Source organism: Mesorhizobium sp. P2_B5 (genome assembly GCF_056404775.1).
Genome location: NZ_JBFUDJ010000007.1, coordinates 197,284 through 210,939, shown reverse-complemented (window position 1 = coordinate 210,939; position 13,656 = coordinate 197,284). Strand labels below are relative to the sequence as shown.

The following is a 13,656-nucleotide window of genomic DNA, read 5'->3' as shown; positions in this document are numbered from 1 at the left end:
CGCATGTCGAGCTCACAATCATCGATACGTGCGCTTGAACGGCAGCCCGAGGCAGCGCCTGAAAACCGACTGGCTGCGCTGGAGCGTATCTGGCGCCGGTTCGATGACACCGAGACACTGCTGCGGCGCGGCGGCCGCGTCGCCGAGGTTTCGCCGACGCACTACAAGGTGCGCGGCCTGTCCGAAGTCGCCAGGCTGGGCGATCTCGTCGAGCAGCGCGGCAACGCTGGCACGCGCCGCGGCGAGATCGTCAGGATCGGCCGCGACGAGGTGGTCATCGCGCCTTTCGAACGCAGCGCCGATGCCGGCATCGGCGACGCTGTGTTTCGCCGCGGTCCGCTGGTGGTGACGCCACACGCTTCCTGGCGCGGACGCGCCATCGACGCGCTGACCCGCGCCATTGATGGCGGTCCGCCGCTGATCAGGAACGGCGAGGCGGCAAGCGGCGACGGCACCACGCCCGGCGCCATGGCGCGGCAGCGTGTCGGCACCGCCTTCACCACCGGGGTCAAGGTCATCGACATCTTCACGCCGCTCTGCTTCGGCCAGCGCCTCGGCGTCTTTGCCGGTTCCGGCGTCGGCAAGTCAACGCTGCTCGCCATGCTGGCCGGCGCCGATGCTTTCGATACGGTGGTGGTGGCGCTGATCGGCGAACGCGGCCGCGAGGTGCGCGAATTCCTCGAAGACACGATCGGCGCGCAAAGCATGGCCAAGACGGTCGCCGTCGTCGCCACCAGCGACGAGAGCGCCATGATGCGGCGGCGCGCGCCGGACACCGCCATGCGCGTCGCCGAGCATTTTCGCGATCAGGGCCACCGTGTGCTTCTGGTGCTTGATTCGATCACCCGTTTTGCCCATGCGCTGCGCGAAGTGGCGACCGGCACCGGCGAGCCGCCGGTGGCGCGCGGCTATCCCGCTTCCGTCTTCACCGACCTGCCGAAGCTGCTCGAACGCGCCGGACCCGGCGCTGAAGGCCCAGGGGTTAAGGGACAAGGATCCATCACGGCCATCATCTCGGTGCTGGTTGACGGTGACGACCACAACGACCCGGTCGCCGATTCGGTGCGCGGCATTCTCGACGGCCATGTCGTGCTCGACCGCGCGATAGCCGAACAGGGCCGCTATCCGCCGGTCAACCCGCTGTCGTCGATCTCGCGCCTTGCCGACAAGGCATGGAGCCCCGAACAGCGCATGCTGGTGACCAGGCTGAAGTCGATGATCTCGCGCTTCGAGGACACGCGCGATATTCGCCTGCTTGGCGCCTACCAGGGTGGCGCCGATGCCGAACTCGACATTGCGGTCCGCCAGGTGCCGCTGATCTATGAAGCGCTGACGCAGTCGCCGAAGGACCGTGCCTCGAGCGACGCATTCTCCGACCTCGCCCGTCATCTGAAAGGCAAGCAAAGTGTCGATGCCGGAGACTGAGCGCCAATACACCGAGCGGCTTTTGCGCGAGATGCTGGCCGAGGCCACCGCCGCCGAAGAAGCCAGGGCTGACGAAGCAAGGGCTGCCAAGGCGAAAGCTGATCGCGCCAAGGCAGCCAAAACCGAGGCCGCATTGGCCAGGGCGGCCAAGCCACCCTTGCCGAGACTGGTCCAGCCTGCGTTGCGCAGCGTGCGCGAACCTGCCTTGCTCGGCTCGCCCGAGGTTACCTCGCCGAGCGTAGCCAACCTTGCCCTGCCCGGCATGGGCGAGCCATCCACACCCAGCGCGCTCAGGCTTGCCTTGGTCGGTGCACCGAAGGCCGCCTTGCGCGCTGTGTCCAGGCTTGCATCGGGCAGCGCGAAACTTATATCGAGCAGCGCGTCCAAGGCGGCGTCGCGCAAAGCGGCCAAGTCCGCCTCGCGCAAAATGGCCAAGCCTGCTCCAACCAGCGAGACCAAACCCGTATCGATCAGAACAGTCGAACCTGCACTGCGCGATCTCAGCAAGCCTGCCTTCCCCGAGGTCGCCAGACCTGCTCCGCCCGCTTTCGCCAAGCCCCCACTGCCGAAGGCTCCGCATGCCGAACTCAACGAGGCGATCGCGGCTAGCCGTGACTCGCTTCTCGACGGGCTCTTTCCCGACGTCGACTGGCCGCAGCCGCCAAGGGCGCAGTTTCCCAAGGTGAACAAGAAGGATGACCGACGCAGTGATATCGTCTTTGCCGCGCTCGGCATCACGCTCGGCCTGATCTGCGCGCTGTTTCCCTGGTATATCTTCTTCAACCAGGACCAGTTCGGCGTGCAGGCGATCAAGTTCGGCGGCAGCGGCACCAATGCCGGACGTGTCAGCGGCGGCTCGCAGATGGAAAATTCAGGCCAGCCGCTGACCGCAAACGATGTACCCGATGTCGATCTGTTCGCCACCGGCACGCTGCAGGATCCCGAGGACAAGACACGGACTCCGGGCGTCGACGAGCAGCCCTTTCCGGCCGACCCAAAGTTCCGCATGGTGCATGTCGCCAATGGCCGCGCCATGATTGAGGACGATGCCGGCCTGTGGATCGTTCAGCGCGGCTCGAAGCTGCCTGATACCAGCACCGTCTCGTCGATCGAGCAGCGCGGCGGCAAGTGGGTCATGGTCACCAGCACCGACCAGGTGATCGAACTCTCCAAGTAATCGCATTCTCCTGGCACGGCACGAGCCGGCCCGCGCAAGGTCCGCGCAAGACTGGCGGCCTAGTCTTGTGCGTACCAGCCCGGAGATCCCCATGGAGCCCGTCAATCTGTTCGATCTTGCAGCCAAGCAGTCGCAATGGCTGTCCGTGCGCCAGTCCGCCATTGCCGGCAACATCGCCAACGTCAACACGCCGGGCTACACCGCCGGCGATGTCGAGCCGTTCGAGAAGGTGCTCGACCGCACCGCTGTGTCGCTGACCGCCACCCAAGCCGGGCATCTCGGCACTGCCGCCACCAATGCCGGCTTCACGGTCAAGCCCGAAGAGACCACCGGCGCCATCATGCCGTCGAAGAACACCGTGGTGGTCGAGAACGAGCTGATGAAGGCCGGCGAGGTCCGCCGCTCCTTCGAGCTCAACACGGCGATCGTCAAGGCCTTCCATTCGATGATGATGATGGCGGTCAAGACCTGACCATGGACGCATTGACCTCAGCCCTCAAGATCGCAGCATCCGGCCTCAGCGCCCAGTCGGACCGTTTGCGCGTCGTGTCGGAAAACCTTGCCAACGCGCAGTCGACCGGCAACACGCCGGGCGCCGATCCCTATCGCCGCAAGTCCATCAGCTTCGTCTCCGAGCTCGACCGTGCCTCGGGCGGCACGATGGTGGAGGTCAACTCCATCGATCGCGACCCCAGCGACTTTCCCGTCGAGTTCCAGCCCGGCAACGAGGCCGCCGACGACAAGGGCTACGTCAAGCTGCCCAACGTCAACGTGCTGGTCGAGATGGCCGACATGAGCGAAGCCAACCGCTCCTACGAAGCCAACCTTCAGGTCATCAAGCAGGCGCGTGATCTGATCTCCATGACCATCGACCTGATGAGGAACCAGTAATGATCAGCGGCATTGGCGGTATCGGATCGCTTCCACTGAAGCCGGAGATCGGCGGCACTGACGCCGCGACCGACCTGTTTCAGGGTACCACGGCGCCCATGGCCGGCGGCGAGATCGGCGGTACCTTCGCCGAGGCGCTGAGCCAGGCCGCTTCAAAGACCGTCAACACCTTGCAGAATGCCGAGCAGGTCTCGATCCAGGCGCTCAAGGGCGACGCCGATACCCGCCAGGTCGTCGACGCCGTCATGAGCGCCCAGCAGGCCCTGCAGACCACGATCGCCATCCGCGACAAGGTCGTCTCCGCCTATCTCGAAATCAGCCGTATGGGCATCTGAGGAGACTTGCCGTGAAAGCACTCGCCATTGCAGCGACCGGCATGAACGCCCAGCAGACCAATCTGGAAGTCATCGCCAACAACATCGCCAACATCAACACCACCGGCTACAAGCGCGCGCGCGCCGAATTTTCCGACCTGCTCTACCAGGTCGATCGCACGCAAGGCGTGCCCAACCGGTCCAATTCCTCGCTGGTGCCGGAAGGCGTCTCGATCGGCCTCGGCGTCAAGACGACGGCGGTGCGCAACGTCCATACGCAGGGCGAGCTGACCTCGACCGGCAACAGTTTCGACATGGCGCTGACCGGCCGCGGCTGGTTCCAGATCGAAGGCGCCGACGGCGGCACGCTCTACAGCCGCGCCGGCGCCTTCAACACCAACGCCACCGGCCAGCTGGTGACCGTCGATGGCGCCAATGTCATCCCGGCGATCACCGTGCCGGTCGATGCCATCGAGGTCGTCGTCAACAAGACCGGCCAGGTCTTTGCCCGCATCGACGGCCAGACCGATCTCCAGCTGCTCGGCCAGCTGCAGCTCGCCAACTTCGCCAACGAAGCCGGCCTCGCGCCGCTCGGCGACAATTTGTTCCAGGAAACGCCGGCCTCCGGCCCGGCCAATGTCGGCGTGCCCGGCGATCCCGGCTTCGCCACGGTCGAGCAAGGCTATCTCGAGGCGTCCAACGTCGATCCGGTCAAGGAAATCACCGAGCTGATCTCGGCGCAGCGCGCCTATGAGATGAACTCCAAGGTCATCCAGGCCGCCGACGACATGGCCTCGGTCGTGTCCAAGAACATCAGGTAAGGTTTGATGGTCTCTCCGGCCTCCCGCTCCGCGCTTTGCCGCACTGCGCTGATCCTGGCGCTGGTGGCCGGCGGCGTGCCGGCTTTTGCCCAGGAGAGTGCAGACCAACAGGCAACGCAGGTCGCCAGCAACCAGGCGGCTGGCGAGGTCGTGTTGATCCCCAATCGGGTTATTTACCCCGGCGAGATGATCGATACAGGCGCGCTGAAACCGGTGACGCTGCTGCCCGGCAAGCACAGGCCGGATGCGGTCGCCACGCAGGCCGAGGAACTCCAGGGCAAGGTCGCCAAGCGCACGCTGCTGCCCGGCCGCTACATCCCGGTCGCCGCCATCCGCGATGCCTGGCTGGTCGAACAGGGCGCCGCCGTGCAGGTCTATTTCATCGCTGGCGATCTCACCATTTCGGCCACAGCAGTATCGCTGCAGCCGGGCGCTGCGGGCGATCTGATCAAGGTCCGCAACGCCGACAGCGGCAAGATCTTTTCCGGCAGGGTGATGGCCGACGGCACCATCCGGGTCAGCGCGTCATGAGACGCGGACCTGCCCTTCTGCTCGCGGTCGTTCTCGGCCTGCAGCCGGCACTGGCCGACGGTCTTACGCCGAAGCAAAAGCGCGATCTTGCCGGCCAGAATGGCGGCCCCTTTGTCGATCCCGAATACGACCCGGCCACCACCAGCCGCATGTTCAGGGTCTCCAACGGCCCAAGCTCGCTGCCGCCCGGCCAGGTCGCTTCGCGCATCAAGGACATCGCGCAACTGCAGGCCTCGCGCGACAACCAGCTCGTCGGCTACGGCCTTGTCATCGGTCTCGCCGGATCGGGCGACAGCCTGCGCAATTCGCCCTTCACCGAACAGTCGATCCGCGCCATGCTCGAAAATCTCGGCATCGCCACCGAAGGCGGCAGCGCGCGGGCCAAGAACGTCGCCGCCGTCATCGTCACCGCCAACATGCCGCCCTATGTGCAGTCCGGCGCCCGCATCGATATCGACGTCTCCTCCATGGGCGACGCCACCTCGCTGGCCGGCGGCACGCTGGTGATGACGCCACTGAAGGCGGCCGACGGCGAAATCTACGCTGTCGGGCAAGGCTCGGTGATCGTTTCCGGCTTCACCGCCCAGGGCGACGCAGAAAAGCTGACGCAGGGCGTGCCGACGGCCGGACGCGTGCCTAACGGCGCCATTGTCGAGCGCACCGTGCGCGCCGAGTTCGAGGACCAGTCGCTGCTCACCTTGCAGCTGCGCAATCCCGATTTCTCGACCGCCGTCCGCATCGCCGACGCCATCAACGGCTACACCTCGCAGCGCTTCGGCATGCGCGTTGCGGCGGAGCGCGATGCGCGCACCGTGCAGATCAGGCGGCCGAAGAATGTTTCGGCGGCGCGCTTCTATGCCGAGATCGAAAACCTGGTGGTCGAATCCGACACGCCGGCGCGGGTCGTCATCGACGAGCGCACCGGCACCATCGTCATCGGCAACGAGGTCAAGATTTCGCGCGTGGCGATCAGCCACGGCACGCTTACCGTGCGCATCACCGAGCAGCCGAAGGTCGTCCAGCCCGAACCCTTCTCCAAGGGCGTGACGGCTGAGGAACCCTTCACCACCATCGAGGCTACCCGGCCCGATGCGCGCGTCGCCGTGCTCGACGGGCCGAACCTCGAAACGCTGGTGTCCGGGCTCAACCGTCTCGGCGTCAAGCCAGACGGCATCATTGCCATCCTGCAAGGCATCAAGTCGGCCGGCGCTTTGCAGGCCGATCTGGTTCTTCAATAGGCCATGAAGATGATCGATCGCCTTTCTCCAAAACGCCGCCGCAACGCAGCCCTGGCGGCCTGCGCCATCGCCGCGCTGCTCGCAGCTTTCCCGGCCAATGCCGAAGAAGCGGTGCGGCAGGTTCTGCCCGGCGGGCAGCAGCCGGCAGCAGCCCAGCAGCTGGTTCGCGAGAAGGCGCCGGACGAAAGCGAAATCCAGCGCTTCTGCTCCAACATCGCCGACGCCGCCCGTGACCGCCGCTACGCGCTGCAGGCTGAAGAGCTGAAGCAACTGCAGACCGGCATTGACCAGCGCATGAAGGCGCTGGACGACAAGCGCGCCGAATACGAGCAATGGCTGAAGCGGCGCGAAGTTTTTCTGGCCCGCGCCGAAGACGGCGTCGTCAAGATTTATGCCGGCATGAAACCGGATGCCGCGGCCGAGCGCCTGGCCATGGTCACCCCCGATCTGGCCGCCGCCATCCTGATGAAACTCGATTCGCGCAAGGCCGGCGTCATTCTCAATGAAATGGACCAGAAGGCGGCGGCCACGCTTACCGGCATCATGGCCAGCGCGGCCCGAAGGGTAGATCCGTCATGAAGTTGCAGTTGCTCGTCCTGGTCGCCGCCGCAGCTCTGTCTGGCTGCGCCGTCGACCCGAAGGAGATCGGCAGGGAGCCGGCACTGTCGCCTGTCGGTACCGGCATCACCGGCAGCGTCAATGCACCCTATTCATACCCGGAAGAGCCGCGGGCGCCGGTGAAGAAATTCTCGCTGTGGGACGATCGCCAGAGCCGATTGTTCACCGATCCGCGCGCGCTGCGCGATGGCGACATCCTGACCGTCAGGATCAAGCTCAACGACAAGGCCAACTTCAAGAACCAGAACGACAGGAGCCGCACCGCCGCGCGCAAGCTCGGCTATGACGTCAAACTCGGATGGGAAGATGCCAGCACCAGCGGCAAGGGCGATGCCGGCTTGAGCTCCAGCACCGAAACCAACGCCGACGGCGAAATCAAGCGCTCGGAAAACCTCGAACTCAATGTCGCCGCTGTCGTGACCGAAGTGCTGCCCAACGGCAATCTGATGATCCGCGGCTCGCAGGAAGTGCGCGTCAACTACGAGCTCAGGGTGCTGACCATTGCCGGCATGGTGCGCCCCTCAGACATCGGCGCCGAAAACACCATCTCCTACGAACGCATCGCCGAGGCGCGCATCTCCTATGGCGGCCGCGGTCGCGTCAGCGAAGTCCAGCAGCCCGCTTACGGTCAGCAGATCCTCGACCAAGTCCTCCCCTTCTAGGTCCGGAGAACGGCGCCGTGGCAAATGTCGAACAGGTCCAGCCCAAAAAGGGTCCATCGCTTGTCATCCAGCTCGCGATGCTTTTGGCGGTGACGGGCGCTGCCATCGGTATGGGCTGGGTCTCCGGCGGCTATCTGAAGGGCGTCGGCGGACCGGTACCGGTGCCGGCCGCGCCCGAGAACCAGTCCAACGCCGAGCAGCCGAGCCCGGCCGCAGAACATGCGCCGGGCACCGGGCCGACGCTTGTGCAGCTGGCGCCGATCACCACCAATCTGGCCGCGCCTGCCGATATCTGGATAAGGCTGGAAGCGTCGGTGGTCTACGATGCGCCGCAACCGCCGGAGCTCACCGAGAGCATTCACCAGGACCTGCTGGCCATGGTCCGCACCCTGAAGATGCATCAGATCGAAGGTGCCAGCGGCTACCAGCATTTGAAAGCCGACCTCGAGGAGCGCGCCGCGATCCGCAGCGGTGGCCATGCCAAACAGGTTCTGATCAGGACATTGCTGCTCGAATGAGAAAACTCATCCTCGCCGCCGCGATCGTCGTCGCCGCCACTTCTGTCGCCGCTGCCCAGCAGCTTGACCTCGGCGGCATCGGCAAGGCCGACGGCGCCACCGTCGGCTACATCATTCAGATGTTCGGCCTGCTCACCGTGCTGTCGGTGGCGCCGGGCCTGTTGATCATGGTGACGAGCTTCACCCGCTTCGTTATCGCCTTCTCGATCCTGCGCGCCGGCATCGGCCTGCAGTCGACGCCGGCCAATCTGATCCTGATCTCGCTGTCGCTCTTCATGACCTTCTACGTCATGGCGCCGACCTTCGACCAGGCGTGGAACACGGGCGTCAAGCCGCTGATGGACAACCAGATAAGCCAGACCGAGGCGTTCGAGAAGATCTCGGACCCGTTCCGCACCTTCATGCTGCACAATGTCCGCGACAAGGATTTCGACCTGTTCGCCGATCTCGCCCGCGAACGCGGCCAGGTGGTTGCCAAGGAAACCGTCGACCTGCGCATCCTCGTGCCGGCCTTCATGATCTCCGAAATCCGCCGCGGCTTCGAGATCGGTTTCCTGATCGTGCTGCCCTTCCTCGTCATCGACCTGATCGTCGCCACCATCACCATGGCCATGGGCATGATGATGCTGCCGCCGACCGTCGTTTCGTTGCCCTTCAAGATCCTGTTCTTCGTCCTCATCGACGGCTGGAACCTGCTGGTCGGCAGCCTGGTGCGATCCTTCACCTGACCGCACGCGCCCTGCGTGGCGCCTGGCCAAAATTTTATGCATTATATTTCCGGTTAACCGTCCCGTTTAGCCCTTTGGTAGGGACTTGCCCGCATATTGCTCGCAGATGGCGGGTGATCGGGTCTCACGATCATTGGCATGATGCCGCTCCGTCATACCGGAAAAGCCGGTATGCAAAAAAACACCCTGTAAAAATCAAGGTACGAGTAGCCATGTCCAGTATCATGACGAACGCCTCGGCGCTGACCGCGCTGCAGAGCCTCAACAGCACCAACAAGCAGCTCGAAATGACCCAAGCCCGTATTTCCACGGGCTACCGCGTCGCCACCGCCAGCGACAACGCTGCCTACTGGTCGATCGCCACCTCGATGAAATCCGACAACAAGGCGCTTTCGGCCGTCCAGGACTCGCTCGGCCTCGGCGCCGGCAAGGTCGACACCGCCTACACCGCCATCAACGACATCAAGGACCAGGTCGACCTGATCAAGTCCAAGCTGGTCACCGCCCGTGGCGCCAGCCAGGAAGACCAGCAGAAGATCGCGACCGAAATCAATGCCATCCAGGCGCAGATCAAGTCGTCGGTCACCAACGCCAACTTCGCCGGCTCGAACCTGCTGCAGAACGACGGCGCCGCCGCATCGGACCTGAAGATCGTCGCTTCCTACAACCGCACCGGCGCGACCGTCACCATCGACACGATCGATGTCACGGCTGCCGACACGCAGGTTCTCGACGTCGCTGGCACCGGCGGCATCGTCGGCGGCCTGCTGGCCACGACTTTCTTCGACCCGAGTGCAGCCGCGGTTGCCGACACCGCCATCGACACGGCACTCGGCAGCGTTGAAACGGCGCTTAGCTCACTGTCCACCGGCGCTGCCTCGCTCGGCGCTGCCAAGTCGCGCATCGACACCCAGAAGAGCTTCCTGTCGAACCTGTCGGACTCGATCGACAAGGGCGTCGGCGCTCTGGTCGACGCCGACATGAACAAGGAATCGACCCGTCTGCAGGCCCTCCAGGTCCAGCAGCAGCTCGGCATCCAGGCGCTGTCGATCGCCAACGGCAACTCGCAGTCGATCCTGTCGCTCTTCCGCGGCTGATCTCTCGACTTTACGACTGACAAGATCCGATCGGGCCGCGCCAACAGCGCGGCCCGATTTCTTTTTGTGGCTGCTGATTTTCTTATTGAATGGCGGCTGATTTTGCTTTTGGCCAGCGCCTGGATTGGCCAGTTTTAACAGGCCATTAACCATATCCCGCTAGTCATGGTTAACCATACCATGGCGGGCTGACCAGACGGTCGATGGGCTTATGCCTACCCCCTGATGAAGTTGATCCGGCGTGTGCGTGACACGCCAGTTTTTGAGAAGGGGTAGAGATCTTGGCAAGCATCATGACGAACGCTTCGGCGCTGACCGCGCTGCAGAGCTTGAACAACACCAACAAGCAGCTCGAAATGACCCAGTCGCGCATTTCGACCGGCTACCGCGTCGCCACCGCCAGCGACAACGCTGCCTACTGGTCGATCGCCACCACGATGAAGTCCGACAACAAGGCGCTTTCGGCTGTTCAGGACGCGCTCGGCCTCGGCGCCGGCAAGGTCGACACCGCCTACACCGCCATCACCGACATCAAGGACCAGGTCGACCTGATCAAGGCCAAGCTGGTTACCGCGCGTAGCGCCTCGATGGACGACCAGCAGAAGATCGCGACCGAAATCAAGGCCATCCAGGACCAGATCAAGTCGTCGGTCACCAACGCGTCCTATGCCGGCTCGAACTTGCTGCAGAACGATGCTACCGCCGCCTCCGACCTCAAGATCGTGGCTTCCTACAACCGCACCGGCACGACCGTCGCCATTGACACCATCGACGTCAAGGCTTCGGATACGCAGGTTCTCGATGTCGCTGGCACCGGCGGCATCGTCGGCGGCCTGCTGGCTGCGACCTTCTTCGATCCGAGCACCACCCAGGTCCTCCCGGCTGCCATCGACACCGCACTCGGCGCCGTTGAAACGGCGCTGGCCAGACTTTCCACGGGTGCCGCCTATCTCGGCGCCGCCAAGTCGCGCATCGACACCCAGAAGAGCTTCCTGTCGAACCTGTCGGACTCCATCGACAAGGGCGTCGGCGCTCTGATCGACGCCGACATGAACAAGGAATCGACGCGGCTGCAGGCCCTCCAGGTCCAGCAGCAACTCGGCATCCAGTCGCTGTCGATCGCCAACGGCAACTCGCAGTCGATCCTGGCGCTGTTCAAGCAATAGGCCGTACCCGGCTTTCTCCGCCTTCGAATTGAAGGGGCCGCGCCAACAGCGCGGCCCTTTCGCTTGTGGCCGTGTTTTGAAGCATGTCGTTGGCCCGGAACCGCTACACACTTCCGGGGGACATGCTCTATCATCTTCGCACAAGCTTCGCGGTCTAGTGTTCCCACGGAATATCATGCTGGGAGCGCTTGAATCGTGCCGCAACAGATCCAGAGCATCATCTCGAATCTCAGGGCATTTGGCGTCAGGCGCCTCGCCATGCTGGCCGGCATTGCCGCGCTGGTCATGGCCGTCATCGGCATCGGCTCGGTCTATCTCAATCGCCCCGCCTATGAGACGCTCTATGTCGGGCTCGACCGCTCCGACGTGAACCAGATCGGCCTGGTGCTCGGCGAGGCCGGCATCGGCTTCGACGTCGGCTCCGACGGCACCTCCGTGCTGGTACCGGCCGGCACCACCGCGCAGGCGCGCATGCTGCTTGCCGAAAAGGGGCTGCCGACCAGCGCCAATGCCGGCTACGAACTGTTCGACAATGTCGGCTCGCTCGGCCTGACCTCGTTCATGCAGCAGATTACCCGCGTGCGTGCGCTGGAAGGCGAGATCGCCCGTACCATCCAGTCGATTGCGGGCATCAAGGCCGCCCGCGTCCACATCGTCATGTCCGAGCGCGCCAATTTCCGCCGCGACGAACAGCAGCCCTCGGCCTCGGTGGTCATCCGCTATTCCGGCATTGACGCCGAAAAGAGCGCCATGTCGATCCGCCATCTCGTCGCCGCCGCAGTCCCCGGCCTGTCGGCCGACAAGGTCACCGTGCTCGATTCCAACGGTAATCTGTTGGCCGCCGGCGACGACCCCTCCAACACCAGTGCTGCCCGCACGCTCGGCGTCGAGCAGACCGTCGAGGCGCAGATCGGCGACAACATCCGCCGCGCGCTGACGCCCTATCTCGGACCAGACAATTTCCGCGCCAGCGTCAAGGCCGATGTCAACACCGACACCCGCCAGACCGAAGAGACGATCTTCGATCCGGAGTCGCGCGTCGAGCGTTCGGTGCAGTCGGTGCGCGCCAACGAAAACAGCAACCAGCGGCAGGCCTCGACCCCGGCCAGCGTCGAGCAGAACCTGCCCGAGACCCAGGCGACCAGTACCGACGGCCCGCAGACGACATCGGCCAACGACCGCAAGGAGGAGATCACCAATTACGAGATCAACTCCAAGAAGATCGCGACCGTCTCCAACGGCTATTCCGTCACCAAAATGTCGATCGCCGTCGTCGTCAACCAGCAGCGGCTGATGACCATCCTCGGCAAGGACGCCACCCCCGAGCAGATCGCCAAGCGCGTCGCCGACATCCAGAAGATGGTGGCCTCGGCCACCGGCTTCGACGACAAGCGCGGCGATATCATCGATGTCTCGGCGGTCGAGTTCATCGACGGGCTGGACGGCGAGCCGATCGAGCAGCCGGGCATAATGGCATCGATCGGAACCCATGCCGGCACGATGATCAATGCCGGCGCTTTCATCGTCGTGGTGTTCCTGGTCGCCTTCTTCGGCCTGAGGCCGATGGCCACCGCGCTGACCGGGCGGCCGACGCCCGCACTTGCCGGTCCGAGCTTCGACGATGTCCAGCGTTCGCTGCCGACACCCGAAACCGCAAGTGCCGAACCCGCGCCGGCTGCCTTGCCGAGCGGCCGCCCCGGCCCGACCCCGCTCGACGATCTTCGCCAGAAGATCAGGCCGGCGCCGCAGGAACGGCTTGCCCGCATGGTCGATCTCAACGAGGAGCGTACCGCGCAGATCCTGCGCAAATGGGCCGCCCAGGAAGCAGCGGTGTAGACCATGGTCTCGGCAGCGCTTTTCGACCTTTTGCCGGATTTCGGCGCACGCACCCAGCGCGCCGGCCAGCCGCCGCTCGCGACCAAGGCCGAGCCAAGGCCGGAGACGCCGGCGCCGCAGGCCGACATCGGCGCGCTGATCGCCGAAGCGGTCATCGATGCCGAAACCGCCCTTGAAGCCCGCCTTGCCATCGCCCACCAGGCAGCGCTCGAGGCGCAGATCCAGGCCAATGCCGATGAAGCAAGGGCCTTTCTGGAAAGCTTCGGCAGCGATGTCGGCGTAGCCGTCACTGCCCGTATCGACGCCATGGAGGCGAAGGTCAGCGAGCTCGTCGGCGCCACCGTTGCCCGCATCATTGGCGGCATAATCAGCGACGATCTGCAGAAACGTTCGCTGGAAGCCCTTGCCGGCACGATCCGCGAAGCCGTCGGCGACAGCGAGGCGGTGCGCATCGCCGTACGCGGGCCGCTGTCGCTATTCGAGACGCTGAAGGCTTCGCTCGGCCCACGCGCGGCCAATCTCGACTTCGTCGAGGCGCCCGGCTTCGACCTCACCGTCGCCATTGACGAGGCGGTGTTCGAAACCCGCATTGCCGAATGGTCTTCCGCCTTGTCCGAGGCCCTCTCATGAACGG

General features: G+C 64.6%; 16 protein-coding genes. All 16 read left to right on the top strand.

The window, feature by feature from the left end; genetic code table 11:
- Positions 1-3 precede the first annotated feature (3 nt).
- The 16 genes from fliI (at position 4) to AC1D1N_RS22620 (ending at position 13,652) form a co-directional block, all read left to right on the top strand.
- Entirely contained in the window at positions 4-1,425 is a 1,422-nt protein-coding gene (gene fliI / locus AC1D1N_RS22695; protein ID WP_436261200.1) for a flagellar protein export ATPase FliI, read from the top strand.
- Complete coding sequence (locus tag AC1D1N_RS22690; RefSeq protein ID WP_477351154.1) at positions 1,412-2,602, top strand: hypothetical protein; 1,191 nt, start codon at positions 1,412-1,414, stop codon at positions 2,600-2,602. Before fliI ends, AC1D1N_RS22690 begins: the two co-directional genes overlap by 14 nt.
- A gap of 91 nt (positions 2,603-2,693) precedes the next feature.
- Positions 2,694-3,074: a flagellar basal body rod protein FlgB gene (flgB, locus tag AC1D1N_RS22685; RefSeq protein ID WP_112559338.1), complete on the top strand. Its 381-nt coding sequence runs from the start codon at positions 2,694-2,696 to the stop codon at positions 3,072-3,074.
- A 2-nt stretch (positions 3,075-3,076) separates the two neighbouring features.
- Positions 3,077-3,493 (top strand): flagellar basal body rod protein FlgC, encoded by a 417-nt coding sequence (gene flgC / locus AC1D1N_RS22680; protein ID WP_477351152.1) that lies wholly within the window; start codon positions 3,077-3,079, stop codon positions 3,491-3,493.
- Positions 3,493-3,828, top strand: a complete 336-nt coding sequence (gene fliE, locus AC1D1N_RS22675) for a flagellar hook-basal body complex protein FliE (protein WP_203278535.1) — start codon at positions 3,493-3,495, stop codon at positions 3,826-3,828. Before flgC ends, fliE begins: the two co-directional genes overlap by 1 nt.
- An 11-nt stretch (positions 3,829-3,839) precedes the next feature.
- Positions 3,840-4,628, top strand: a complete 789-nt coding sequence (flgG, locus tag AC1D1N_RS22670; RefSeq protein WP_112559336.1) for a flagellar basal-body rod protein FlgG — start codon at positions 3,840-3,842, stop codon at positions 4,626-4,628.
- Between the two features lie 6 nt (positions 4,629-4,634).
- On the top strand, positions 4,635-5,159 hold the full coding sequence (flgA, locus tag AC1D1N_RS22665; RefSeq protein WP_477351150.1) for a flagellar basal body P-ring formation chaperone FlgA: 525 nt from the start codon (positions 4,635-4,637) through the stop codon (positions 5,157-5,159).
- Positions 5,156-6,397: a flagellar basal body P-ring protein FlgI gene (locus AC1D1N_RS22660; RefSeq protein ID WP_477351148.1), complete on the top strand. Its 1,242-nt coding sequence runs from the start codon at positions 5,156-5,158 to the stop codon at positions 6,395-6,397. Before flgA ends, AC1D1N_RS22660 begins: the two co-directional genes overlap by 4 nt.
- A 3-nt stretch (positions 6,398-6,400) precedes the next feature.
- Complete coding sequence (locus AC1D1N_RS22655; protein ID WP_477351146.1) at positions 6,401-6,976, top strand: MotE family protein; 576 nt, start codon at positions 6,401-6,403, stop codon at positions 6,974-6,976.
- Positions 6,973-7,677: a flagellar basal body L-ring protein FlgH gene (gene flgH, locus AC1D1N_RS22650; RefSeq protein WP_112559332.1), complete on the top strand. Its 705-nt coding sequence runs from the start codon at positions 6,973-6,975 to the stop codon at positions 7,675-7,677. Before AC1D1N_RS22655 ends, flgH begins: the two co-directional genes overlap by 4 nt.
- A 17-nt stretch (positions 7,678-7,694) precedes the next feature.
- Positions 7,695-8,195 (top strand): flagellar basal body-associated FliL family protein, encoded by a 501-nt coding sequence (locus AC1D1N_RS22645; protein WP_477351143.1) that lies wholly within the window; start codon positions 7,695-7,697, stop codon positions 8,193-8,195.
- Positions 8,192-8,923, top strand: a complete 732-nt coding sequence (gene fliP, locus AC1D1N_RS22640; protein ID WP_192254432.1) for a flagellar type III secretion system pore protein FliP — start codon at positions 8,192-8,194, stop codon at positions 8,921-8,923. Before AC1D1N_RS22645 ends, fliP begins: the two co-directional genes overlap by 4 nt.
- Before the next feature lie 212 nt (positions 8,924-9,135).
- Complete coding sequence (locus tag AC1D1N_RS22635) at positions 9,136-10,020, top strand: flagellin N-terminal helical domain-containing protein (protein WP_112559330.1); 885 nt, start codon at positions 9,136-9,138, stop codon at positions 10,018-10,020.
- A 281-nt stretch (positions 10,021-10,301) separates the two neighbouring features.
- The gene (locus AC1D1N_RS22630) at positions 10,302-11,186 is read left to right on the top strand and encodes a flagellin N-terminal helical domain-containing protein (RefSeq protein WP_477351141.1); all 885 of its coding nucleotides are present in this window, start codon (positions 10,302-10,304) and stop codon (positions 11,184-11,186) included.
- A 195-nt stretch (positions 11,187-11,381) separates the two neighbouring features.
- Positions 11,382-13,022: a flagellar basal-body MS-ring/collar protein FliF gene (gene fliF, locus AC1D1N_RS22625; RefSeq protein WP_477351139.1), complete on the top strand. Its 1,641-nt coding sequence runs from the start codon at positions 11,382-11,384 to the stop codon at positions 13,020-13,022.
- Positions 13,023-13,025: 3 nt separating this feature from the next.
- Positions 13,026-13,652: a hypothetical protein gene (locus tag AC1D1N_RS22620; RefSeq protein WP_477351137.1), complete on the top strand. Its 627-nt coding sequence runs from the start codon at positions 13,026-13,028 to the stop codon at positions 13,650-13,652.
- Positions 13,653-13,656: the final 4 nt, after the last annotated feature.

Coding starts and splice junctions, on each gene's coding strand:
- fliI (WP_436261200.1), top strand. CDS start 4: ATGTCGAGCTCACAATCATCGATACGTGCGCTTGAACGGCAGCCCGAG.
- AC1D1N_RS22690 (WP_477351154.1), top strand. CDS start 1,412: ATGCCGGAGACTGAGCGCCAATACACCGAGCGGCTTTTGCGCGAGATG.
- flgB (WP_112559338.1), top strand. CDS start 2,694: ATGGAGCCCGTCAATCTGTTCGATCTTGCAGCCAAGCAGTCGCAATGG.
- flgC (WP_477351152.1), top strand. CDS start 3,077: ATGGACGCATTGACCTCAGCCCTCAAGATCGCAGCATCCGGCCTCAGC.
- fliE (WP_203278535.1), top strand. CDS start 3,493: ATGATCAGCGGCATTGGCGGTATCGGATCGCTTCCACTGAAGCCGGAG.
- flgA (WP_477351150.1), top strand. CDS start 4,635: ATGGTCTCTCCGGCCTCCCGCTCCGCGCTTTGCCGCACTGCGCTGATC.
- AC1D1N_RS22660 (WP_477351148.1), top strand. CDS start 5,156: ATGAGACGCGGACCTGCCCTTCTGCTCGCGGTCGTTCTCGGCCTGCAG.
- AC1D1N_RS22655 (WP_477351146.1), top strand. CDS start 6,401: ATGAAGATGATCGATCGCCTTTCTCCAAAACGCCGCCGCAACGCAGCC.
- flgH (WP_112559332.1), top strand. CDS start 6,973: ATGAAGTTGCAGTTGCTCGTCCTGGTCGCCGCCGCAGCTCTGTCTGGC.
- fliP (WP_192254432.1), top strand. CDS start 8,192: ATGAGAAAACTCATCCTCGCCGCCGCGATCGTCGTCGCCGCCACTTCT.
- AC1D1N_RS22635 (WP_112559330.1), top strand. CDS start 9,136: ATGTCCAGTATCATGACGAACGCCTCGGCGCTGACCGCGCTGCAGAGC.
- AC1D1N_RS22620 (WP_477351137.1), top strand. CDS start 13,026: ATGGTCTCGGCAGCGCTTTTCGACCTTTTGCCGGATTTCGGCGCACGC.